The organism is Myroides oncorhynchi (assembly GCF_020905415.1).
Lineage (GTDB): Bacteria > Bacteroidota > Bacteroidia > Flavobacteriales > Flavobacteriaceae > Flavobacterium > Flavobacterium oncorhynchi_A.
Map to the genome: position 1 here is coordinate 1,362,176 of NZ_JAJJMP010000001.1, position 25,186 is coordinate 1,387,361.

The 25,186-nt window shown below is 34.4% G+C and carries 14 protein-coding genes; 11 read left to right on the plus strand and 3 right to left on the minus strand.

The genetic code is table 11. The features are described from left to right. Positions 1-174 precede the first annotated feature (174 nt). From LNQ81_RS06035 to LNQ81_RS06060, 6 genes are all read left to right on the plus strand, one after another. Positions 175-870 carry an MgtC/SapB family protein gene (locus tag LNQ81_RS06035; RefSeq protein ID WP_229945253.1) on the plus strand — a complete coding sequence of 232 codons (696 nt, stop codon included), beginning with the start codon at positions 175-177 and terminating at the stop codon, positions 868-870. A 19-nt stretch (positions 871-889) separates the two neighbouring features. Beyond that, positions 890-2,287, plus strand: a complete 1,398-nt coding sequence (mgtE, locus tag LNQ81_RS06040; RefSeq protein ID WP_229945254.1) for a magnesium transporter — start codon at positions 890-892, stop codon at positions 2,285-2,287. 256 nt (positions 2,288-2,543) lie between these two features. Beyond that, positions 2,544-3,662: an efflux RND transporter periplasmic adaptor subunit gene (locus tag LNQ81_RS06045; RefSeq protein ID WP_229945255.1), complete on the plus strand. Its 1,119-nt coding sequence runs from the start codon at positions 2,544-2,546 to the stop codon at positions 3,660-3,662. Positions 3,663-3,679: 17 nt separating this feature from the next. Further along, complete coding sequence (locus LNQ81_RS06050; protein WP_229945256.1) at positions 3,680-6,793, plus strand: efflux RND transporter permease subunit; 3,114 nt, start codon at positions 3,680-3,682, stop codon at positions 6,791-6,793. Between the two features lie 8 nt (positions 6,794-6,801). After that, positions 6,802-8,097, plus strand: a complete 1,296-nt coding sequence (locus LNQ81_RS06055; protein ID WP_229945257.1) for a TolC family protein — start codon at positions 6,802-6,804, stop codon at positions 8,095-8,097. 11 nt (positions 8,098-8,108) lie between these two features. Then, positions 8,109-8,819: a porin family protein gene (locus LNQ81_RS06060; protein ID WP_229945258.1), complete on the plus strand. Its 711-nt coding sequence runs from the start codon at positions 8,109-8,111 to the stop codon at positions 8,817-8,819. Positions 8,820-9,037: 218 nt separating this feature from the next. Here the strand turns inward: LNQ81_RS06060 and LNQ81_RS06065 are convergent, their stop codons facing one another. Beyond that, positions 9,038-9,727 (minus strand): HAD family hydrolase, encoded by a 690-nt coding sequence (locus LNQ81_RS06065; RefSeq protein ID WP_229945259.1) that lies wholly within the window; start codon positions 9,725-9,727, stop codon positions 9,038-9,040. A 344-nt stretch (positions 9,728-10,071) separates the two neighbouring features. Between LNQ81_RS06065 and LNQ81_RS06070 the strand changes: the two genes are divergently transcribed. The 4 genes from LNQ81_RS06070 (at position 10,072) to LNQ81_RS06085 (ending at position 19,847) form a co-directional block, all read left to right on the plus strand. Then, on the plus strand, positions 10,072-13,281 hold the full coding sequence (locus tag LNQ81_RS06070) for a SusC/RagA family TonB-linked outer membrane protein (RefSeq protein WP_229945260.1): 3,210 nt from the start codon (positions 10,072-10,074) through the stop codon (positions 13,279-13,281). A 35-nt stretch (positions 13,282-13,316) separates the two neighbouring features. Then, positions 13,317-14,861 carry a RagB/SusD family nutrient uptake outer membrane protein gene (locus LNQ81_RS06075; protein ID WP_229945261.1) on the plus strand — a complete coding sequence of 515 codons (1,545 nt, stop codon included), beginning with the start codon at positions 13,317-13,319 and terminating at the stop codon, positions 14,859-14,861. 265 nt (positions 14,862-15,126) lie between these two features. Further along, a complete protein-coding gene (gene pafA / locus LNQ81_RS06080) occupies positions 15,127-16,779 on the plus strand; it encodes an alkaline phosphatase PafA (protein WP_229945262.1) in 1,653 nt (550 codons plus the stop codon). Between the two features lie 143 nt (positions 16,780-16,922). Next, complete coding sequence (locus LNQ81_RS06085; RefSeq protein WP_229945263.1) at positions 16,923-19,847, plus strand: M16 family metallopeptidase; 2,925 nt, start codon at positions 16,923-16,925, stop codon at positions 19,845-19,847. 67 nt (positions 19,848-19,914) lie between these two features. On the opposite strand, the gene mfd is transcribed toward LNQ81_RS06085, so the two are convergent. Continuing rightward, positions 19,915-23,268: a transcription-repair coupling factor gene (gene mfd / locus LNQ81_RS06090; protein ID WP_229945264.1), complete on the minus strand. Its 3,354-nt coding sequence runs from the start codon at positions 23,266-23,268 to the stop codon at positions 19,915-19,917. Further along, positions 23,268-23,867: a hypothetical protein gene (locus LNQ81_RS06095; RefSeq protein WP_229945265.1), complete on the minus strand. Its 600-nt coding sequence runs from the start codon at positions 23,865-23,867 to the stop codon at positions 23,268-23,270. The genes mfd and LNQ81_RS06095 overlap by 1 nt, the downstream gene beginning before the upstream one ends. 167 nt (positions 23,868-24,034) lie before the next feature. On the opposite strand from LNQ81_RS06095, the gene LNQ81_RS06100 reads away from it, so the two are divergent. Further along, the gene (locus LNQ81_RS06100) at positions 24,035-24,988 is read left to right on the plus strand and encodes an NAD-dependent epimerase/dehydratase family protein (protein ID WP_229945266.1); all 954 of its coding nucleotides are present in this window, start codon (positions 24,035-24,037) and stop codon (positions 24,986-24,988) included. Positions 24,989-25,186: the final 198 nt, after the last annotated feature.

Sequence of the window (25,186 nt, forward strand, 5' to 3'; positions counted from 1 at the left end):
TTTTTTCTAAAAGCTTTCTAATAGCCTCTAGGACGTGTAATACCTACTTTTGCCAAGTCAAAAAAATAATAAGAGATGGAGACAGAGTCCAGTTTAGTAGAACGAGAATGTTAAACCTTCTTTCTGAAAGTACATAATAACAATGTAGCTCAGGAAGAGCAAAAAATAGTTATTATGTTAATTTCAGTATTTATAGGAAGATTAGTGCTTGCCTTTATATTAGGTGCATTAATCGGAGCAGAAAGACAAGTAAGACAAAAAAGTGCAGGCTTAAGAACGAATACTTTAGTAAGTATCGGAGCAGCAGGATTTGTCTTAATGGCATACACTATCGGCGATGAAGCTGTAGGTAGAGTAGCCTCTTATGTAGTGAGTGGAATTGGATTTTTAGGTGCGGGTGTAATTATGAAAGACGGATTTAGTATCCGTGGGTTGAATACAGCTGCTACGATTTGGTGTTCTGCATCAGTTGGATCTATGTGTGCTGTAGGGTTATGGATGGAAGCAATGGCAATGGCAATATTAATCTTAGTAGCTCATTTATCATTAAGACCATTAGGGGCTATCATAAATAAGCTTTCGTTTGAAACGGAAGCCGACTCAGCGGAGGCGCATTATGAAATTATTGTGGGATGTAAAGAACAAGTAGAAAATCACATCAGAGTGATGGTATTAGAGAATTTACGTTCTCAGAAAGATTTGCAATTGCGTTCTTTAAAGAGTACAGATAATGGTAATCCTGCTTTTTCTTATCTCAAATTTGAGATACTAGCTATGGGAAAGAAAGATGATGTTTTAGAGCAGATTACTAGTAAGGTGTCTTTGGAATATGGGGTATCAGAAGTAACATGGGAGCTTACTTCTTATTAATTTTTAAAATTTGAGAGGTATGAAAATGCAAAATAGAGATTTAAAAAATCTACAGAAGATAGCTATCGATATGAGTAGTATGGATAAGATAACGATGATGATGCCTGTGATAAAGAAAATGCCTGTAATAGATATTAGTGAAATACTTGGCAGAGTAGCTAATGATGATTTGGTTCTTGTGTTTAATGAGTTTACAAAAGAAGAACAAGGAGAGATTTTTGCAGAGTTTCCGTTAGTGAAGCAGCTGGGGTTCTTTCAGAGAGTGAGTAAGAAGTTATTCGCTAGAATATTCGAAGAGATGCCATCAGATGCTAGAGCCGATCTATTTCAATTGATGACGCAGCAAGAACAAGTTGATCTATTGCCTTATTTAAATAAGAATATCAAGGAGAACGTACTATCATTGAGTTCTTACCCAGCAGATACAGCAGGAGGAATTATGATTACTGACTTTGCTACAGTATCTAAGAGTATGACCTGTTTTGAAGCAATACAGCAAGTGCGTAAAGACTCGCCTTCTAAAAAGACAATTTACTATGTATATGTTGTAAATGAGGACAAGACATTAGTTGGTTTTATTACGTTGAAGGATTTGATTATAGCAGAGCCAGATGTATTAGTAGAAGATGAGTTACACACAGAGTTTGTATTCGGATACCTTAGTGATACAAGTGAATCTGTCGCTAAGAAAATAGACAAATATCAATTAGTAGCCCTGCCGATTATTAATGATAAGAAACAGCTCGTAGGGATAGTGACTCATGATGAGGCATTAGACGTGATACAGGCTGAGCATACTGAAGATATGGAGCGATTCATGGGGATAATTAGCAATAATGAAGAATTAGATTATAACCAGACGTCGATATTTGGCCATTTTAAGAAAAGAGTATTTTGGTTAGTCACATTAGCTGTAATAGGAATAGGTGCTGGTATGATAATATACAGCTATGAAGCAACATTGATGCAATTAATGATCTTAGCTTTATATATGCCAATGGTCGCTTCTACAGGAGGTAATGCAGGAAGTCAGTCGGCAACAGTCGTGATAAGATCACTAGCGCTTGGTCAGATAACGATACAGTCCTGGCTTAAGGTGTTGTGGAAAGAGACTAGAATAGCCTTAATGCTTTCTGTTTTTTTAGGACTTGTAGCTTTTGCTATTGTTGTGTTTCTAAATTATGGAACAGAGATTCCTATAGATTATTCTTTAGTTTCGATAGGTGGGGTTATAGCCTTGGCTTTGTCTCTTCAAATTATAACCTCTACCGTTATAGGGGCTTTACTGCCAATTATAGTTCGCCGATTTAAGGGTGATCCTGCAGTAGCAGCTAGTCCTGCTATTACGACAATAGTAGATATTACTGGTTTACTGATTTACTTCGCTTTAGCGACTAAATTCTTTAACCTAGAATAGATAAGAGGAGTTTGGCTAGAGATTAGATTAGGATGTGATTTTTCTAGCATGGTTATTGTATTTATTAACATAAATTATTTAGATAAGGATGCGAAAACTTCGTTGGAGATGTGATTTATCAGCAGAAGGATAATGATTGTTATATTAAATCATTATAAAAAAATGTATAAGATGTATTAAATTAGGTAACTTTAAAGGAATTTAAGTTAAACCTAATAGACAAGTAATAAGAATTAGTAATAAAAATATATACATAATGGCTAAAACATTAAAACTAGCAGGTATTTTAGGAGTTAGCGTATTATTAAGCTATTGTTCTGAAAAGAAAGAACAATCTACAGATAGTGCACAGTTCACAGTGGAGAATCATATAGTCTCTTTAACTGAAAACTCTAATCTAAAGGACAGAATAAAAACGAGTAAGGTGTCTGAAGAAGACTTTACTTTTGATCTAGTTACTGCAGGGATAGTTAAGGCTATTCCCAACCATTATGCAGAAATTGCATCTCCTTTCTCAGGAAGAATAGTTAAATCATATATCAAATTAGGACAGAAAGTAAGTGAGAATACACCGTTATTTGATGTGTCATCGCCAGATTACTTTGAGGCTCAAAAGGGATATTTTGATTCCAAACAAGAGTTTAAACAAGCGGCTCTTAACCTAAAGCGTCAGGAAGACTTATTAGCTAATGGCGTAGGAGTTAGACAAGAGTTTGAAGAGTCACAAACAGAATATTCTATTGCCAAAGCGTCTTATGATAATGCTATCGCAGCACTTAAGATATATAGCGTAGATGCTAGATCATTAGTATTAGGTCAGGCTCTAACAGTGCGCTCTCCTATAGCTGGAGAGATATTAGAGAATAACTTGGTTATCGGACAGTTTATCAGTGATGAAGCTGAGCCAGTAATTAAGATTGCTTCACTAGGTAAGATCTGGATAGTTGGTAAAATCAAGGAGAAAGATATTAAGCATTTAGAGAAACTTAATAAAGTACAAGTAGAGTTAGCAGCATATCCAGATGCTCCACTTACTGGGACAATCTATCATATTAACGATTTTGTGGATGAGGAGACCCGTAGTATAGATGTCCTTATCGAGGTAGATAATGATAAAAGAATCCTTAAGCCAGGCATGTATGTGAACGTGCGTTTTATTGATCAACCACAACAAGTAATTTTGATACCATCGCGAGCGGTGTTACAAGGAGAAGATACTTCATTCGTATTCGTCAAAGCAGGTGAGAATAAGTACAAAAAGAAAAGTGTAGTTATCGGTGGAGTCTCTGGAGAGAAGACTGTAATCCTATCAGGATTAGATAGAACTGATGAAGTAGTGAGTGAGGGAGGTATTTACTTACCACAAGCTCTTTAATCATTAACAACAATACAATGAAGAAAGGTATAATAGATACAGCTATTCACAAAAGATGGCTTGTAGCAGCGTTGTTCGCTTTGCTATGTATATTTGGATATTATTCTTGGAAACAATTATCAATTGAAGCATATCCAGACATTGCAGATGTTACTTCACAGGTAGTAACTCAAGTGCCAGGACTGGCAGCAGAAGAAATAGAATTACAGATTACCATACCGATAGAACGCGCCTTAAATGGAATGCCAGGGATGCACGTAATGCGTAGTAACAGTACGTTCGGACTGTCTATGATCACTATCGTGTTTGCTGATGGAGTAGATGACTACTTCGCTCGTCAACGTATCCAAGAGCGATTAAATGATGTAGAGTTACCATACGATGCAGCACCAGAGTTAGATCCACTTACTTCGCCTATCGGAGAGGTGTACAGATATATCATAGAAGGGGATGGATACAGTCTAAGAGAATTGACAGACTTACAGAACTTCGTGATTATTCCTAAACTTAATCAAGTGCCAGGGGTAGCTGAGGTGACTAACTTCGGAGGGATTACTACTCAGTTTCAAATCGAGTTAGATCCACATAAATTAGAACAATATGGACTGTCGCTTAGTGATGTGACAGAAACAATTGAAGAGAATAACGTTAATGCAGGAGGTAGCGTTCTTACTAGAGGAGACTTAGGTTATGTAGTGAGAGGTATCGGGTTGATTAAAGACCTTGAGGATCTAGGTAAGATCGTAGTGAAAGCAGAGGATGGTATACCAGTATTCTTAAATGATTTAGGTCGATTAAAGTATGGTAACGTAGAGCGCAAAGGTGTTCTAGGGTTTACAGATAGAGAAAGAGATTATTCTGATAGTATAGAAGGAATTGTTTTGTTACTAAAACACGAGAATCCATCTGTAGTATTAGAGAAAATACACAAATATGTTGATGAACTAAACAATGGAATATTACCAGAAGGAGTTAGAATACATACATTTCTAGATCGTACAGATTTAGTAGATACGACTTTACATACTGTATCGTGGACATTAATAGAAGGGATTAGCTTAGTAATCATTGTATTAATTGTATTCTTAGGTAACTGGAGGGGTGCGTTGTTGGTTGCTATTACTATTCCTATTTCGTTATTGTTTGCATTTATTATGATGCACTTTACAGATATACCAGCTAACTTACTTTCATTAGGAGCTATAGACTTCGGTATTATCGTGGACGGAGCCATTGTGATGATGGAGTCCATATTAAAGAAGAGGGAGGACAATCCTGAGGAAGAGTTAAAAGAAAAGTCTATTGCACAAAGAACGAAAGAGGTGGCAAAGCCTATCTTCTTTGCAACCTTGATTATCATTACAGCATATTTACCCTTATTTGCATTTGAACGTGTAGAGAAGAAGCTGTTTACGCCAATGGCATTTACAGTAGGATATGCTTTGATAGGTGCATTATTAGTAGCCTTGATATTGATACCAGGTCTTGCGTATGCGGTGTATAGAAAACCTAGAAAGATATACCACAACAAGTGGTTAGAGAAGCTAACTAGTCTATACCACAACAGAATTATCAAAATAGTTAATAAACCAAAGCAAGTATTCATTCCACTTTTAGTTGTTTTAGCGATAACAGTAGGGTTGTCAATGAAGGTAGGTAAAGACTTCTTACCCCCTTTAGATGAAGGTTCTATCTGGCTTCAAGTGACGCTACCTCCTGGTATATCACTAGAGAAATCAAAAGAGATGAGTGATACGTTACGTGCGAGAACTATGAAGTATGATGAGGTAACCTATATTATGGTTCAGTCAGGTCGTAATGACGATGGTACTGACCCATTCACTCCATCACATTTCGAATGCTCGGTAGGTATTAAGCCATATAAAGAATGGCCTAGAGGTAAGACTAAAGATGACTTAATCGAAGAGTTAGCTGCGGAATATGAATCTATACCAGGATTTACAGTAGGATTTGCACAGCCGATGATCGATGGGGTTATGGATAAGATATCGGGTGCACATAGTGAGCTAGTAGTTAAAGTGTATGGAGAAGATTTTCACGAGACTAGACGTATAGCTAATGAAGTATTAGGTACACTGCGTACAGTAGATGGAGCAGTGGATTTAGCTATCGATCAAGAGCCACCATTACCACAGTTACAGATACACGCTAATAGAGACAAGATTGCCCAATATGGACTTAATGTATCTGACGTAGCAGAGCTTATCGAAGTAGCAATTGGTGGTAAGGCTATCTCACAAATATTCATTGGTAATAAGGTTTATGATATTAGTGCTAGATATACAGAAGAGAGTAGAAATACTCCTGAGAAGATAGCCAACTTAATGTTGACATCTAGTACAGGTGCTAAGATTCCGTTATCTCAGGTAGCTGATGTGAAGACCAGTACAGGAGAGAGTACGATCACTCGTGAGATGAATAGACGTCACCTAACTGTAAAGTTAAATGTGCGTAATAGAGACTTAGCGTCATTATTAAAAGAAGCACAACAAAAGATAGAAAGTGATATATCTTATGATCACGAGAAGTTTCACATCGAATGGGGAGGACAGTTTGAGAATCAAAATAGAGCTTATAGCCGTCTAGCAGTTATTGTTCCATTGACATTGTGTTTAATGTTTGTGTTATTGTATGGTGCATTCGGACAGTTTAGACAAGCTGGATTACTGATGATTGTTGTTCCATTAGCTTTATTCGGAGGTATGTTAGCCTTGAATATTAGAGGAATGTCATTAAACGTATCTTCTGCAGTAGGCTTTATTGCCTTATTTGGAGTTGCGATACAGAATGGGGTGATTATGATATCCCATATCAATGATCTCCGTCGAAAGGGAACAGCACTTAAAGATGCTGTGCTTACAGGAGCAGAACAGCGATTTAGACCCGTACTAATGACTGCGACAGTAGCTGTGTTAGGTTTATTCCCTGCATCATTAGCGACTGGAATAGGTTCTGATGTTCAGAGACCATTAGCAACAGTTATTGTATATGGACTGTTATTTGCGACTGTACTAACACTGTTTGTATTGCCTGCTTTATATTATATGGTAGAACGCAAATGGGGTAATGACAACGATTTTGTAAAGAGTGAAATGGACGAAGAAAATTAGTATTGGATATGAATGTTATTAAAAAATATATACTAGTAGGATTATTATCTGTATTCTGTAATGGGGTTGTGTTCGCACAGCTCCATACAGAGGAAGTTGATGGTAAAACGGTGTTGACATATAAAGAATTTCTTCATAAGATGTCAATGAATAACTTAGGTTATGCTGCCGCTAAATACAATATAGATATTGCGGAAGCTGAGGTACAGGCTGCTAAAGTATTCCCTGATCCGGAGCTTAGTTTTGGTTGGTTTGATAACCAACAGAAGCGTATGCAGATGGGATATGGTTTTGAGGCGGAGTTATCATGGGATCTAGAATTAGGAGGAAAGCGTAAAGCTAGAAAGAACTTAGCAGCAGATCAAAAGGTATTAGCTGAATTAGAGCTTCAAGAGTTCTTCCAAACGCTACGTGCAGAGTCGACTATCTTGTTTTTAGAATCAATGCAAAATAAGATGCTATATGATATACACAAAGATTCTTATGAGTCTATGAGACAAGTAGCGAAGTCTGATAGTATCCGATATAATCTAGGTCAGATTAGTAAAGTAGATGCTATACAAAGTAACTTAGAAGCTAAGTCTATGTATAATGAGCTTCAGGATGCCAATGATACTTGGGAAAATAGCTTGATAGAGATTAGAAATATCATTAGTACACAACGCAATGATACTATCTATTTGCCAAAAGGAGAGTTTAATAAGTTCGATAGACTATTTAATCTGGAAGAGTTAATCACTACAGCGCAAAATAATAGAGCTGACTTCTTAGTGGCTAGACAGAATAAAGTAGTAGCTAGTAAGCAAGTGACTTTAGCTAAGGCAGAGCGAGTTATAGACTTAGGACTTAATTTCGGTGTAGAGAACAATTCATTTGTAAAGAATGCCATTGCTCCAACACCTGGAAACACTGTAGTGAAAGCAGGATTCTCTGTGCCTCTTAAGTTCTCTAATCGAAAAGAAGCAGGATTAAAAACGGCTCTTTATGAAGAACGTCAAGCTCACTTAGAGTACGATCTAATAGAGTTAGAACTAGAGAAAGAGATTACTCAAGCATATAGAAACTATCTAACGAAACAAAAGCAAATCAACCGATTTGAGAAAGGGATGTTAGATGAGGCAAAACAAGTGTTTGAGGGAATTAAGTATAGTTACCAAAGAGGGGCTAGTAGTTTATTAGAAGTATTAGATGCTCAACGTACTTATAACGAAACACAATTAGCATATGCAGAAACTTTATTTGGTTATGCATCATCGTTAGTAGAGTTAGAGAATGCAGTGGGTATTTGGGATATTGATTTTTAAGAAATAGAAGTATGAGAAACTTAATATTAAGTGTTTGTTCAGTGATAGTAGTATGTGGTACTGCATTAGCACAAGATGTCAATCACGATTTAAAAGGAAATACTACTTTTAGTGTAAAAGGAGGTTGGATACAGTCTACGCTTAAAGGTGATGACCTAGAGTATCTAGCGATAGATGGTAAAATAAGTAAACGCAATAATTTCTTCGTAGGAGTAAGTGTAGATAATAGTTTAAGTAAACACTTCGGTTTAAAACATGAGTTGTTTTACCAGCAGTATGGAGGTCGTTTTGATAGAGAGTTAGAAGATGATGTAACATTAGATGCAAAACTTCAGATGAATAGTATTCGTCTTAATCCTATCAGTGCAGTGTTTAAGACTGGCGGATTACAAGTATATGCAGGTCCGTATGTGAATATGTTAGTGTATTCTTCACTTACAGCAGTAGATGAAGAGGGCAATAAGTATAAAGATCACGGTATCTTCGGTAGCATTGATGATGATCAAGAAGATGGACAGTACTTACAAAAGATGGACTATGGGATAGTAGCTGGTGCAGAGTATCAGTTTGACTGTGGGTTCTTAGTAGGAGCAAGTTATAGCAGAGGGTTTGCTAGTATTTTTGACAACTCTAATACATTTGGATTAGAAGAGAATGCAGGTGGGAATGACTTAAAGATATATAACCAAAGCTTTAATGTCTTCGTGGGATATAGATTCTAAGTGAATAGATTATTTTATAAGTGTAAGAGAAAAGAGGCTGTCTGATTAGACAGCCTCTTTTCGTTATACCTTAAATCTGGAGATAACGTTTAAACGAGAATGAATTATACAAAATAGAACGATATTAGATTAAAGCGTACTGTGGTGTGGTTTTGGAGCTAATTGAAGCTATGTAAAGTAGAATTTATTCGTAGTAAATGGTAGTTGCAGATTTAAGGTTATAATAGTATACCTCTTATTTCAGACAGTTTAGTGATAGCCGTGAAGTTAGGATGCACAATCTCGTGATCTATATGCTCGTGCAGCCAAGTTGTGTGAAAAGGGACGTGTACTGCGTGCCCCCCTAATTCTAGTACAGGAAGAACATCCGATCTTAGTGAGTTACCTATCATGATAAACTCTTCAGGTTTGATATCAAGGCGTCCTAGGAGCTTCTGATAATCTAGTTCTTCTTTGTCGGTCATTACTTCGATGTGATGGAAGTAAGAGCCTAAGCCTGATTTGTGAAGCTTTCTGTGTTGATCTTTAAGATCACCCTTAGTAGCGACTACTAGTTTATATTTTCCTTTAAGTTCTTTCAAAACATCTTCTACTTCATCTATAAGCTCGACTGGTTTAGTTAATAGATCTTTCCCAATAGAGATAATTCTAGTTATTACTTTGTGACTTACAGTGCCTTTAGATATTATCTCTGCAGCTTCTATCATGGATAAGGTAAAGCCTTTAATCCCATACCCATAAAGAGGTAGGTTATCTATTTGAGTTTTGAATAATATCTGTGAGATACTTTGGTGTGTTAGGTAATCCTCCATTAAGACACAGAATTGTTTCTCTGCATCATTAAAGTAAGGTTCATTTACCCATAGGGTATCATCTGCATCAAAAGCAACTACTTTAAAGGGTTTCATAAGTCATATTATTTTAAGATATGTGTCGTAAATATACGTTTTATCCCTTTTGATATCTATGCTATTGTAATAAAGTTGTATATAAATTGTGTTTTTTATATGTTAAGTACTTATTAAATTAAAATTAATAAATCTTTAAATAGTCTTTGCATTTATACATAATATGTGAATAATATACCTTCTAAATATTGATTTTTATGTTAATTTATTTATTATATATTCTTTATTATGTTTGTTTATTTAATATATTTTATTATTTTTTATTGTAATTATATGATATGTGTTTGTTTATATTATTTTTTTTATATTTTTGGCAATGCTAAAATAATCTTAAAAGGATGTTTATGAAATTAAAACTTTACTTAACGTTTTCTATGCTTGTTTTAACAAGTGTAGTTTTTGCGCAAGCAAAAAAGGCAATTACAGGAAGTGTGAAGGACACAGATGGTTTGCCTTTAATAGGAGCGACAATTGTTCTTGAAGGTACAGATTTTGGTACTAGTGCCGATGATAACGGTATTTTTACTATTAATGCTGGAGAGGGAGATGTTCTTGTCGTTTCTTATGTGTTTTATGAGACACAAAAAATTAGAATAACATCAAAGTCACATTATGATGTAAAATTAAAAGAAGATAGTCAAATACTAGATGACGTAGTAGTGGTAGCTTATGGTACTGCAACTAAAGAGTCTGTAACTGGTGCTATAGCAGTGGTAGATAGTAACGAAATCACCAAAAGACCAGGCTCAAGTGCTTTAGGAGCATTAGAAGGAGCTGCTCCAGGTATCCGTGTAAACAATACTTCTGGTCAACCAGGTTCAGATCCAACTATTCGTATTCGTGGATTTTCATCTTTAACTTCAAATAGTCCATTATTAGTTGTAGATGGTATTGCATTTGAAGGAAATATTTCAGATTTAAACTCTAATGACATAGAAAGTATGTCTGTTTTAAAAGATGCTTCTGCTTCAACATTATATGGTAATAGAGCATCTAATGGAGTTGTTATTATTACTACAAAAAAAGCCTCTAAAGGTAAAGGTTTCTTTGGAGTAAGTTTAAAACAAGGGCTTTTTACTAGAGGGGCTGCAGAATACGATAAACTTGGTCCTAATGAGTTTATGGAGACTATGTGGAAAGCTAATAGGAATTCACTATTAGCAAATAATAGTTTAGCAGACGCAAATAGAAAAGCATCAGCAACACTAATACCAGATTATTTGTTAACTAATATTTATAATCTGCCAGGCGAGCAATTATTTGATGATAATGGAAAGATAGTTCCTAATGCTCAAATTTTACCAGGTTATGCAGGGGATCTAGATTGGTTTAAACCTATTGAAAGAACAGGGATGTACCAAGATATTAATATGAATGGACGAGTTGCTAATGAAAAAGGAGGAGCGTATTTCTCAGGAGGTTTTTTAAATAATGAAAGTTATTTGAAACATAGTGATTTTAAGCGTTTTAATTTTAGAGTTAATGCAGATTACCAGGTAAATAAGGCTATAAAAGTTGGAGCTAACGTTGCAAGTTCACATCAAGAATCAAGTGGATTATCAGCTTCTATGGATGATAATAGTACTATTGCAAATCCATTTTATTTCGCACGTAATATCGCACCTATTTACCCTGTATATGCACATAATCCTCTAAGTGGTGATTTTCTGTATGATGAGCATGGAAATAAGATTTATGATAATGGTGAAACTACACGTAAACAATTACCAGGAAGACATATTGTTTTGGAGACAGAGTTGAATAAACAATCGAGTGTTAGAAACACTATGAACTCTCAAGTTTTTGCAGACTTTAAGTTTTTAGAAGACTTTACTTTTACTGTTAGAGGAGATTTAAGTGTTAGAAATAGTGAGGCAAGAAAATATGATAATGCATTAATTGGAGATGGTGCTCCAAACGGACGCTCTAGAAGAGATATTTATAGAGAAAAAACATATAGCGCACAACAATTATTAAATTGGAATAGAAGTTTTGGGGATCATAACGTTGATGTATTAGTAGGTCATGAGAATTTCAATAATGATTACAGTTATATGTATGGAATGAAAACTAATCAAACATTCGTAGGAATGGATGAGTGGATAAACTTTACAGAAGCAGGTAATATATATGATTATACTGTAAAATATAGAACGGAAGGTTTTTTCTCTAGAGCAAAGTATAACTATGCTAATAAGTATTTTGCTGAAGCGTCATTCCGTAGAGATGGTTCTTCTAAGTTCCATAAAGATAACAGATGGGGTAACTTCTGGTCTTTAGGAGGTAGCTGGATTGTGTCAGCTGAAGATTTCTTCAAAGTTAAACAGATAGATTATTTAAAGCTTAGAGCTTCTTATGGTGAGGTTGGAGCTGATGGTGGAGCTGGTACATATGCTTATCATGCTTTATATGCCTTAGTTAAAAATGGAGGAAAACCTGCGTTATATAAATCTCAAAATGGGAACCCAAATTTACAATGGGAAACATCATCTTCATTCAATATAGGACTTGACGCAAGATTATTTAATCGCGCTAATTTTACTGTTGAATATTTTGATAAAAAATCTCAGAACTTGTTATTTGATTTAACGATGCCATTATCTAATGGTTCAATATCACCAGGAACTGCTGCTTCAACTATTAAGAGTAATATTGGAAGTATTGCAAATAGAGGTATTGAATTGTCTTTTGATGTAGATCTTATTAAGACACCTGATTTCAAATGGAACTTTGGTGCTAATGCTACTTGGTTGACAAATAAAATTACTGAGTTACCTGAGGAAAATCGTAAAAATGGAATTATCAGTGGTGATTTTTTAAGAGTTGAAGGGAAAAGTATTTATGAATTCTATTTAAATGATTTTGTAGGTGTGGATCAAATGACAGGAGATGCATTATATGTTGTTGATGACGTGAAGTATAACGTAAATGGATCAGCACCAGATAAGGATGTAGCTAAAGATTTGTCAGAAATTAACGGAGTGGTGTATACTAAAAATGCTACTTATGCTAAGAAGAGATTTGCAGGAAGTGCAATTCCAAAAATGGAAGGAAGTTTTAATACATCGTTGAGCTATAAGAATTTTTCTTTTTCTGCTTTATTTACATATAGTTTAGGAGCGAAAGTTTATGACTATTCTTACGCAGGTTTAATGTCAGCACCTACTTCTCCAGGAGCTATGCATAAAGATATATTAGGTTCTTGGGATGGAGTACCAGAAGGTATGACAACAACATCTCCTGATCGAATTGATCCAAACGGATTACCAGTTCTTGATTTTACTAGAAGTACATTAAGTAGTGCTCGTTCAACGCGTTTTATGCAGAATGGAGATTATTTAGTTATTAAAAATGTTTCTTTAGCATACGATATCCCAAAAGATGTAGTTAAGAAATTTGGTGTAAGTAATTTATCTTTAACAGCATCTGTTGAAAACTTAGCAACATTTACTAAACTAAAAGGAATGAATTCACAAATGAGTTTTGCAGGTCAAGTAATGAATTCATGGGTACCTCCTAGAACATTTATATTTGGAGTTAATGTTGGGTTCTAGTATTAGAAAGTATAAAGAATTAAATATTTAAAGAGATGAAAATTAAATATATAAAGTACGTATTATTATCTACAGTGTTAACCTTAGGTTCATGTAGTAAAGATTATTTGGATACATTTCCTACTAATGCTACTTCTCCAGAAACTGCATTTAAGACAACTGAAAGTGTAACAATGGCTGTTAATGGTTTAGCAAAACTGATGACAGCTCAACACACTAGTCAAGGTTTTAATGGTGAGGGGACAATCAAATTGTTTTATGGAGAATATTCTGGGAGTAATTTTAGAAGAGATGACAATAGATTGATGAATCAAGTTAATGGTTTAAACATGTCTAATAATGATATTAGTTATAATAATTATCCTTGGCATTATTATTACATGTTAGTGACTAATGCAAATGCAATTATTGCAAATGTTGATGCTGCTAGTGGACCTGAAAATGAAAGAAAATATTTGAAAGCTCAAGCTCTTACTTATCGTGCTTATGCATTTACGATGTTAAATCAGATCTACGGACATCGTTGGCAAGATGCTGAGAAAGGAACTAAAAAAAGTATTATTCTTCGACTACATCCTGATGATCCTAAAGCTATGCCTTTAGCTACTCAGAATGATGTGTATGCACAGATATATAAAGATTTAGATGATGCAATACGCTTGTTTGATGAAAGCAAGTATAAAAGATCTGCAAGTTTAAATTATTTAGTTGATTCTAATGTTTCTCATGCAGTTTATGCAAGGGCTGCATTAATAAAACAGGATTATGCTGTTGCTTTAAGAGAAGCTAGTTTAGCGAGAAAGGGATATAATCTAATGAATGTCAATGCTTATAATGCTGGGTTCGCAAATCCTACATCAGAATGGATATGGAGTAGTTATGGAGCTCTAGAAGAAACTTTATATTTCTATTCTTATCAAGCATATTTAGCGTATAATGCGAGTACTACTGTTGTTAGAACTATGCCAGGACGCATTAGTAAAGAATTTTATGAAACTATTCCTGCAACTGATATTCGCAAAGGCTTGTTTTTAGATCCAACTGGCTATGATCCTAGTACATATACTGCTGTGAGTGGAATTGCAAAAGCTAAGTCTCCTTTGGATCAAGATGCTAGAACACGTTTTCCTGATATTAAATCAAATGCATCTGTTGCTGCTTATATGCAGTTTAAAGTAAAAGCAAATGAGATGCAAGGAGTAGGTCATTTAAATCATTTCCGTTCATCTGAAATGTATTTTATAGAAGCCGAAGCATTACATTTCTTAGGGCGTGATTCTGAAGCTGCAAAATTACTAGAAGAGTTGACAAAAGTATCAGGTAGAGATGCAAGTTATACTTGTTCAAAATCAGGTAAACCTTTGTTTGATGAAATAGTTAAATATAGAGGAATAGAGTTATGGGGAGAAGGTTTTGACTGGTTTGACCTTAAACGTTGGAATCTACCTATTGTTAGAAAAGAGGCTGATAAAGGAGGAAATTATAGTACTGCTTTAGGTGTTACAATTTTACCAACAGAAAATAATAATTGGACTTATGTAATCCCTAGACAAGAATCAGATTATAACCCAAATATATAATTTGGGATAATTCAATTAGTAAAAGAAATTAGTTAGCAAGTAAGACCGTTCATAAAAATGAACGGTCTTTTTGTTTATGGCATTCTAATTAAGAGATAACATACGCTTAATCTTCGAGTTGATTAGATTATATATTTTTGGGCTCTATTGTACGAAATGTTAATGTTGAATATTTTTATGTAATAAATGTTTGTAAAGTAGTTGAGTTTAATAGTTTTGTAAACGAAGACTTTATTAGAGACATATACTAACCTTAATTAAAAAGATGAAAATCAAAACAACCTTATTTGCAGCAGTAGGCTGTATGTTATCATTGTCAGCGATGGCAAGTGGAACATTACCGAAACCAAAACTAGTAGTAGGAGTAGTAGTTGACCAGATGAGATGGGATTACTTATATAAATACTATGATCGTTATTCAGATAATGGTTTCAAGCGTTTATTAAATGAAGGGTTTTCTAGTGAGAATACATATATTGACTATGTTCCAACATATACAGCTATAGGTCATAGTACTATCTATACAGGTAGTGTGCCAGCAATACACGGTATTGCCGGAAATGATTTTATTATGCAGGCGACGGGTGAAAACATGTACTGTACACAAGATGATAACGTAGAAGGTGTTGGTGGAGGAGCTGGTAAGATTGGAAAACAATCTCCAAAGAATTTATTAGTTTCGACTGTAACTGATCAATTGAGATTAGCGACTAACTTCCAATCAAAAGTAGTAGGTATTGCTATTAAAGATAGAGGTGGGATTCTGCCTGCAGGACACTTTGCTAATGCTGCTTATTGGTTGGATGGTACTACAGGTGATTGGATTACAAGTACATATTATATGAACGACCTTCCTAAGTGGGTAAAATCTTTTAACAAGGAGAAATTAGCTGATAAATACTTTAAACAAGGTTGGAGTACATTGTACCCTATCAAGTCGTATGTATTAAGTACAAGTGATGATAATGTATATGAAGAACCTTTTAAAGGGGAAGATAAACCTGTGTTTCCACGTAACTTGGTAAAATTAAAAAAGGATAACGGATATGATTTAATTAAAGCTACTCCATTTGGTAACTCTTTGACACTTGATTTCGCTAAAGCAGCTATAGACAGTGAAGACTTAGGAGCTAACCCTGCAGGAGTAACAGACTTCTTAGCAGTTAGTCTATCTTCTACAGATTATGTGGGACACCAGTTTGCTATTAATTCTATTGAGATAGAGGATACTTATTTAAGATTAGATGCTGATTTAGCAGAGTTTTTAACTTACTTAGATAAGAAGGTAGGTAAAGGTAATTATACTTTCTTCTTAACAGCAGATCACGGAGCTGCTCATAATCCTAAGTACTTCCAAGATATCAAAGGTAATGCAGGATATTTTAATACAAGCGAGGCTAGAAAAATTCTAAATGAAAAACTTGAGAAGAAATTTGCTCAAAAAGATATCATAAAGAGTTTAACTAACTATCAAGTACATCTGAATAATGCTTTGGTAGAGGAGAAAGAATTGGATGAAGAAGATATCAGAGAGTATATCGTGAAAGAGATGAAGAAATTAGAAGGAATTGCTTTTGTGACTGATATGGATGAAGCGGCTACAGCAGCCATTCCTCAGAAAATACGCGAGCGTATCATTAATGGATATAATATTAAGAGAAGCGGAGTTATTCAATATATTTTAGAACCACAATGGTTTAGTGGAAAAAAAGATGGTAAAGGAACAACGCATGGTACTTGGGGGTCTTATGATGCACATATTCCAGCTGTATTTATGGGATGGGGTGTTAAACAAGGTAAAACTACACGTGAAACACATATGACAGATATTGCTCCAACAATAGCTGAAATACTAAAAATAGAGGTTCCTAATGGAAATATCGGAACACCTATTCATGAAGCTATAAATGTAAAATAAATTTATAATCTTGATAGAAATGAAGTCATTCACATATAATTGTGAGTGACTTTTTTTTTAAACTGTAATTTAGATTGAATTTTAATAAAATAGTGTGGGATTTATTTTATAGATTTGAAAAATAGACACAAAAACACTAAAACATGAAAAAAAGGTATTTACTTTTTGGTTTTATTTTTTCTGTAAGTGCTTCGATGCATGCGCAGTATAAAACGATTACTAAAAAAGATGCTAAAGGCTTTACTTATGAATATGTAGAGAACGACCCTTCTAAGACAAGGGTTTATACGTTAAATAATGGCTTGAAAGTTTATTTAGCACAGAATAGTGATGAACCACGAATTCAGACTTATATACCTGTTCGTACAGGGTCTAATAACGATCCTGAAGATAGTACAGGTTTAGCCCATTATCTTGAACACATGCTGTTTAAGGGAACTTCTAAGTTAGGAACAGTTAATTGGAAAGAGGAGAAAGAGTTGATTAAACAGATTTCCGATTTATATGAGCAACATAAAATAGAGAAAGACGCTGAGAAAAAGAAAGCTATCTATAAAAAAATAGATGAGATATCTAAAGTAGCATCTCAATATGCCGTTGCTAATGAATACGATAAGTCAGTAGCCTCTATCGGAGCATCAGGAACAAATGCTCACACATGGTATGATGAAACAGTTTATCAAAATACGATACCTTCAAACGAATTAGAGAAGTTTTTGTTTATTGAAAAAGAGCGCTTTTCGGAGTTAGTACTTCGTTTGTTTCATACTGAACTAGAAGCGGTATATGAGGAGTTTAACAGAGGTCAAGATGATGATAGATGGTCTACAAGTGAAGCAATGATGAAAATGTTGTTTCCTAAATCTCATTATGGAACGCAAACTACTATAGGAACATCTGATCATTTGAAGAATCCTTCTATGGTGGCTATAAATAACTACTTTAATCAATATTATGTGCCGAATAATATGGCTGTAGTATTAGTGGGAGATTTAGAGTTCGAGCCAACGATTAAACTCGTAGATGCTTATTTTGGTACAATGAAAAAAGCAGTTCAACCTACAGAGTATATTGCTAAAGAAGCTCCATTGACAGGTATTCAGGTTAAGGATATTTTTAGTCCTCAGAGTGAAAGAGTTCAAATAGGTTTCCGCTTAGGAGGAATAAAGACCAAAGATGCTATCTATTTAAGTTTGATAGATATGCTGTTAAGCAATGGACAGGCTGGAGTTATTGATTTAGATGTTAATCAAAAGCAAAAAGCTTTGTATGCAGGAAGTTCTCCTATGATTATGAAAGACTATTCAGTACATCAGCTTATCGGTATGCCTAATGAAGGACAGACTGTTGAAGAGGTAAAAGATTTATTACTTGCTCAAATCGATAAGATTAGAAAAGGAGAGTTTGATGATTGGTTACTTGAAGCAGTAGTAAATGAGTTGCGCAAGAATTCAATGAAAGTTTTAGAAAGTAATGATGCAATGGCTTCTGAAATGTACCAGGCTTTCATTCAAGGGCGTACTTGGGAAGAATCAGTATCTGATATCGATAAAATGTCTAAAATCACTAAGCAAGAAATCGTTGACTTCGTTAATGCTAATTATAAAGATAACTATGTTATCGTTTATAAACGCCAAGGGGAGAATAAGGATTTAGTAAGAGTAGAAAATCCAGGAATCACACCAATTGATATCAATAGAGATAGTGAATCTATATTCTACAAAGAGCTTAGTGCAATGAAAGTAAAGGAGATTGCTCCAGCTTTTGTTGATTTCGATGCTTCAATTCAAAAAGAAAAAATAGGTAAAGGAAGTAGTCAGTTGTATTCAATTAAAAATACTACAAATGATTTAGCTACGGTTACTTATATTACTGAGGTAGGTTCTGATAATGACAATAAGTTATCATTAGCGATTAGTTATTTAGATTATTTAGGTACTAGTAAGTATTCAGCAGCTGATATTAAAAAAGAATTTTATAAACTAGGAGTTGATTATAGCATCAATGCTGGTACAGATAAGACATTTATTTCTATTAGTGGATTGAAGGAGAATATACCAGCTGGTATTAAGCTATTGGAACACTTAGTTACTGATGCAAAAGCAGATGATACAGCTTATGCGAATATGGTTGAGCAAATTTTAAAAGGGCGCCTAGATGCTAAATCTAGTAAGGGAGGAATCCAACGTGCTTTAAATAGCTATATCGTTTCTAATGGTGAGTTAAGTAGATTTAAGGATATTCTAACTGAGAAGGATCTTAAGTCAATAAAACCTAACGAACTAGTAGGGTTAGTTCACAACTTCTTTGATTATAATAATGATGTGTTCTATTATGGAAGTGAGAAAGAAATTGCTAAGAAAGCTATTGTTGAGAATCATAATTTAGGAAAAGGTAAAAAAGTTCCTGTTGCTAAGGTTTATCCTGAACCAGCTACTGATGGTACACTTTACTTTGCTCCTTATGACATGGTTCAAGCAGAGATTACTTATAGAGCTAGAGAAGGTAAGTTTAATAAAGATTTATTAGCAACTAGTTCTGTGTTTAATAATTATTTTGGAGGAGGTATGGCTTCTGTGGTATTCCAAGAGATTCGTGAATCTAAATCATTAGCTTATTCTGCTTATGCATATTATATGAATGCAACTAAAGCGGATAAGTATAATTATGTTATGGCTTATGTAGGAACTCAAGCAAATAAACTTCCACAAGCTGTAGAGGCAATGATGGAGTTAATGAATGACATGCCTCAAGGAGAAAGTCAATTCCAGAACGCGAAAAGTACAGTACTTAAGAGTATCGCTACTCAACGTTATACAAAAGCACAGATATTTAATTATTGGTTGAGCTTAAAACAAAAGGGAATTGATTATGATATTAATAAAGATATTTATAATCAAGTTGAGAAAATGCAAATGTCTGATTTAGTTAATTATTTTGATAAATATGTAAAAGGAAAAACTTTTAATGTTGGTTTATTGGGTAAAAAAGAAAATTTAGATTGGGAAGCAGTTAAGAAGATGGGGAAAGTAAAAGAGCTTAGCTTAGAAGATTTATTTGGATACTAAGGTTAAATATTAATAAAACAAAAAGGCTTTACACATCGTGTAAAGCCTTTTTTAATTTATGTAGATGCTACGAATCAAGTAATTCGATTAATTCTAGTCCTTGCTTGATTGATTTTACATTTTTAAATGTAAGAAGTAATCTTAAACCATTCTTAGTTTGTTTTTCTTTCATTTCACATAGATTAGACCTCTGTTGTATGAAGAGAAGTGCTTTTCTAAATTTAGCAGATTGATAGTAGTCTGATTGTTGGTCTCCCAAGAAGTAACAGATCATTTTGCCTTGTTTCATTACTACTTTTTCTATTCCCATATTAGCAGCATGCCATTTAATGCGCAGACTATTTAATAGTGCAATAGCCTGACGAGGTAACGCCCCGAATCGGTCTATTAAGCGCTGTTCATACTCTTGTAATATTTCTTCAGTTGCAATCAAACTTAATTCATTATACAAGTTCAGTCGTTCCGTAATATTATTAACATACTCATCAGGGAATAAAATCTCAAAATCTGTATCTATCTGTGTATCCTTGACAAAGACTTTGTTCTCTTCTTTGTTTTCTTCCTCGTATAAATCCTTAAATTCATTTGTTTTAAGTTCTTCGATGGCTTCTTGCATAATCTTTTGATAAGTTTCAAAACCAATCTCATTGATAAAACCACTCTGCTCACCACCTAGGATATCTCCAGCACCTCTTATTTCTAAATCTTTCATAGCGATGTTTAATCCGCTGCCAAGATCGCTAAATTGTTCTAATGCCTGTATTCTCTTACGAGCTTCTTCTGTCATAACAGAATAGGGAGGACATATAAAATAACAAAACGCTTTTTTATTACTTCGACCAACGCGACCTCTCATTTGGTGTAAGTCAGACAATCCGAAGTTATTAGCATTATTTATTAGTATTGTATTAGCATTAGGCACGTCCAGCCCACTTTCAATAATGGTGGTCGCTACTAAGACATCAAACTCTCCATTCATAAATGCAAGCATTAACTCCTCTAGTTTCTTACCTTCTAGTTGACCATGTCCGATACCTATTTTAGCATCAGGCACTAGACGTTGTATCATACCGGCTACCTCTCTAATATTCTCTATGCGATTATTAATAAAGTAAACTTGACCACCGCGTTCTATCTCGTAAGACACAGCATCTCTAATCACCTCTTCATTGAATCCTACTACATTTGTTTCTATCGGATATCTATTTGGCGGTGGAGTATTTATCACAGATAAGTCACGCGCCGCCATTAATGAGAATTGTAATGTACGAGGGATAGGGGTAGCTGTCAACGTTAATGTATCTACATTCTCTGATATTGTTTTTAATTTATCTTTTACTGCTACTCCGAACTTTTGTTCTTCATCTATTATTAGTAATCCTAAATCTTTAAACACTATCCCTTTATTGACTAACTGATGTGTCCCAATGAGAATGTCTATTTTACCCGCTTCTAGGTCTTGTAATATTTCTGTTTTTTGCTTTGCAGTTCTAAATCTGTTGATGTAAGATACACGTACAGGCATGTCCTTAAGGCGTTCACTAAAAGTTTGATAATGTTGGAAAGCTAAGATAGTAGTAGGTACTAATACAGCTACTTGTTTACCATTATCCACCATCTTAAAAGCAGCTCTAATAGCCACCTCTGTTTTCCCAAAACCTACATCACCACAGACTAGACGATCCATTGGTCTCTCTAGCTCCATATCTGCTTTAACTTCTTGTGTCGCTTTTAGTTGATCAGGAGTATCCTCATAGATAAACGAACTCTCTAATTCGTGTTGTAAATAACTGTCTTGTGAACACTGAAATCCTTTTTGTAATCTGCGTTTAGCATATAGCTGTATCAGGTTAAAGGCAATGTGTTTTACACGAGCTTTAGTCTTATTCTTTAAGGTCTTCCAAGCCGCAGAACCCAATTTATGGATCTTAGGTACAGCACCATCTTTACCTGTATATTTTGATATTTTATGTAGAGAGTGTATACTCACATAGACGATATCATTGTCGGCATATACTAACTTAATCGCTTCTTGTGTCTTTCCTTCTACTTGTATTTTTTGCAATCCTCCAAACTTTCCTATACCGTGGTCTATATGCGTGACATAATCCCCTACAGACAGTGAATTAAGTTCTTTTAAGGTTATTGTTTGCTTTTTAGTATAGCCATTCTTAATACTGAACTTGTGGTAGCGTTCGAATATTTGATGATCTGTATAACAAACTAGTTGCTTTTCCTCATCAATAAAACCTTCGAATATAGGCATTACGATAGTTTTAAAGGACTGAACTACCTTGTGATTGTCGTCTTCTTTTAATGACTCGAAAATGTCTCTAAAACGCTTAGCTTGATTTTCATTAGAACAGAATAAGTAATTATAGAACCCATTATCTGTGTTTTCATTTAAGTTACGCGCTAGTAAATCGAATTGTTTGTTAAATGAGGGTTGTGGTTTTATGTAGAACTCTACTGTGTTGTTGATATTTAGTAGTTTCGTATCATTTAATTCTAGCAGAGTGAATAACTCTAATTTATGTAAGAAAGACTGTCCGTCTAAGAACATATCCTTTGGCTCCTTGTATTTTAAGTCTTTATTTAGTTTCTCAAATGTAGCGGCTGCTCTCTCAAAATGTCTGTTTAACTGATCTATGATCAACGTTGTATTCTGAGTTAGTACTACAGTTTTATCAGAGATATAATCTAAGAAACTCTCTCTGTTCTCTGTTGTAAACTTATCTTCTACATTAGGAATGATTGTTATCTTTTTTTGTTTTTCTACAGATAACTGAGTCTCTACATCAAAAGTACGAATACTATCTATCTCATCACCAAAAAATTCTAGGCGATAAGGATGATCATTAGAGAAAGAGAAGACGTCAATAATACCACCACGTACCGAAAATTCTCCTGGCTCAGCAACGAAATCTACTCGTTTAAAGTTGTATTCGAATAGTACTTCATTGACATAATCTATAGATAGTTTATCTCCTTGATGTACTTTTAGTGTATTCTTTTCTAATACTTTCTTGGTGACTACTTTTTCAAATATTGCTTCGGTATAGGATACAATGATAGCAGGCTTTTTACGAGAGCTGATTCTATTTAGTACTTCTGCGCGGAGTAGTACATTAGCATTGTCTGTCTCTTCTATTTGATATGGTCTTTTATAAGAACCAGGATAGAATAATACATCTGTTTTATTAATTAATGTTTCTAAATCATTTAGGTAATATGCTGCTTCTTCCTTATCATTAAAAATTAATAGGAAGGGAGCATCTGCCTGACTAAACAGGCTTTCTATTTGAAATGAGATAGCCGAGCCAATTAGCCCTTTTAAATATATTTTATTTCCCTTAGATTGTAATTCTTGAAGGAGTTGTTTGGTCTTCGAAGATTCTTGAAAGCGCTTTTTAATTTCCATTATTCTGTTTCATTTTCAGTTGTTGGGTTAGCTCTTCTTTCTGTATCGACTGCTTCTAGCATTTCTGTTTCTCCTTCTTCTTTTGGTAATTGAGCTTTTCTAACATTCTCTTCCATTTGTGCGGTTAATAGCCTAAATGCTCTATTGACATATTTGATATCGTGGTCTAACTTTTTTATATCTATAGGTTCTACTTCTAGAAACATGCTTAGGTTGTTTAACGCAGTCTGTAAAAGTGCTACTCTAGCTTTAATATCAGGTAGGTTTAATTGCTCTGGATATTGTTGATAAGTAAGAGATGTTAATAATTCAGATATCCTATTTGCTTTTTTCTGAAATGCACCTATTGTTGAGACAGGTTTTAGTTTTGTTTCTTGAATTAATTCTTGCCAAGGTTTCCACTCTTTAAGTATCACATCTAGTTCTGGAGTAACAGATGGTATTCGAAGACTCCAGTTTTTTGTTAGGTAGTTATAGACACTATCATTGTGTTGTGCTATCTTTAATTCTTGATCTTTCGAAAATTGATCATTGTCTTTACATGAATACATAAAGATTGAAGCTAAGAATAGTAATAATATATATGAATTGCTTTTCATCGTACTATAGTTTTTTAAATGTCAAAAATACAAAGTTATCCGCTATTTTATATTACTTGCATTGTCAGATTGTTATATAAGTTATAAAGTTAATGGAATGTTTGTGCTGAAAATTGATTTGTAATAGGACTTAAACTATATTTGTGTACTTTTTAAATACACAAACAATGGGAACCAAAATTCTTATAATCGGAGCTTGCGGACAGATAGGTTCAGAGCTAACGCTTAAATTAAGAGAAGTTTATGGAAGTGAAAATGTGATCGCTTCTGATATTAGAGAAGGTAATGAGGCTCTTATGAGTTCAGGTCCTTTCGAGACAGTAAACGCTATGGAATTCGATGCTGTTGCTTCAGTAATCGAAAAACATCAGGTAGAGGAGGTTTATTTAATGGCTGCGTTATTATCTGCAACTGCTGAGAAAAACCCTGCATTTGCTTGGGATCTTAATATGAATTCATTGTTCCATGTATTGAATCTTGCCAAAGAAGGTAAAATTAAAAAGGTATTTTGGCCATCATCTATAGCTGTTTTTGGACCTACTACACCTAGACATAATACACCACAATATACAGTGATGGAGCCAAGTACAGTATATGGTATTTCTAAACAAACAGGAGAGCGCTGGTGTGAGTATTACCATAATAAATTTGGTGTAGATGTAAGAAGTATTCGTTACCCTGGTTTAATTTCTTGGACTACACCTCCAGGTGGTGGTACCACAGATTATGCAGTAGATATCTTCTATAAGGCAATCGAAGATAAACATTATGACTGTTTCTTATCTGAAGAGTCTGGTCTTCCGATGATGTATATGGATGATGCTTTAAATGCTACAGTTGGTATTATGCAAGCGAAGAAAGAGGATGTTAAGATTCGTTCTTCTTATAATTTAGGAGGTATTTCTTTTACTCCGAAAGAGATCGCAGCTGAGATCACTAAGCATATTCCTGATTTTACTATTGAATACAATCCAGATTTTAGACAAGCTATTGCTGATAGCTGGCCAGCAAGTATTGATGATACTTCTGCTCAACAAGACTGGGGATGGAAGCATAAGTATGACTTAACTTCTATGACTGAAGTAATGTTAGAAAATCTTACTAGAGAATTAAAGAAATAGTAGTTCTATTATAGAAAGAAGCCAGCATATAGCTGGCTTTTTTTATATCTTGTGTGTAGTAAGAAGGAATAGAGAGAATATGAATACTTGTAAAACTAGTGGTATTACTGAGGTTATGTGACCATTATACAACCCCTTCAACACTTCTTCAACATTATCACAACATTGTTCCACAATAAGTTCTTTTTACTGAAGAAT

Excerpts from the sequence above, each read along its gene's own strand:
- LNQ81_RS06060 (WP_229945258.1), top strand. The coding sequence starts at position 8,109 with ATGAGAAACTTAATATTAAGTGTTTGTTCAGTGATAGTAGTATGTGGT.
- LNQ81_RS06045 (WP_229945255.1), top strand. The coding sequence starts at position 2,544 with ATGGCTAAAACATTAAAACTAGCAGGTATTTTAGGAGTTAGCGTATTA.
- LNQ81_RS06085 (WP_229945263.1), top strand. The coding sequence starts at position 16,923 with ATGAAAAAAAGGTATTTACTTTTTGGTTTTATTTTTTCTGTAAGTGCT.
- mfd (WP_229945264.1), bottom strand. The coding sequence starts at position 23,268 with ATGGAAATTAAAAAGCGCTTTCAAGAATCTTCGAAGACCAAACAACTC.
- pafA (WP_229945262.1), top strand. The coding sequence starts at position 15,127 with ATGAAAATCAAAACAACCTTATTTGCAGCAGTAGGCTGTATGTTATCA.
- LNQ81_RS06095 (WP_229945265.1), bottom strand. The coding sequence starts at position 23,867 with ATGAAAAGCAATTCATATATATTATTACTATTCTTAGCTTCAATCTTT.
- mgtE (WP_229945254.1), top strand. The coding sequence starts at position 890 with ATGAAAATGCAAAATAGAGATTTAAAAAATCTACAGAAGATAGCTATC.
- LNQ81_RS06070 (WP_229945260.1), top strand. The coding sequence starts at position 10,072 with ATGAAATTAAAACTTTACTTAACGTTTTCTATGCTTGTTTTAACAAGT.
- LNQ81_RS06055 (WP_229945257.1), top strand. The coding sequence starts at position 6,802 with ATGAATGTTATTAAAAAATATATACTAGTAGGATTATTATCTGTATTC.
- LNQ81_RS06035 (WP_229945253.1), top strand. The coding sequence starts at position 175 with ATGTTAATTTCAGTATTTATAGGAAGATTAGTGCTTGCCTTTATATTA.
- LNQ81_RS06075 (WP_229945261.1), top strand. The coding sequence starts at position 13,317 with ATGAAAATTAAATATATAAAGTACGTATTATTATCTACAGTGTTAACC.
- LNQ81_RS06100 (WP_229945266.1), top strand. The coding sequence starts at position 24,035 with ATGGGAACCAAAATTCTTATAATCGGAGCTTGCGGACAGATAGGTTCA.
- LNQ81_RS06065 (WP_229945259.1), bottom strand. The coding sequence starts at position 9,727 with ATGAAACCCTTTAAAGTAGTTGCTTTTGATGCAGATGATACCCTATGG.
- LNQ81_RS06050 (WP_229945256.1), top strand. The coding sequence starts at position 3,680 with ATGAAGAAAGGTATAATAGATACAGCTATTCACAAAAGATGGCTTGTA.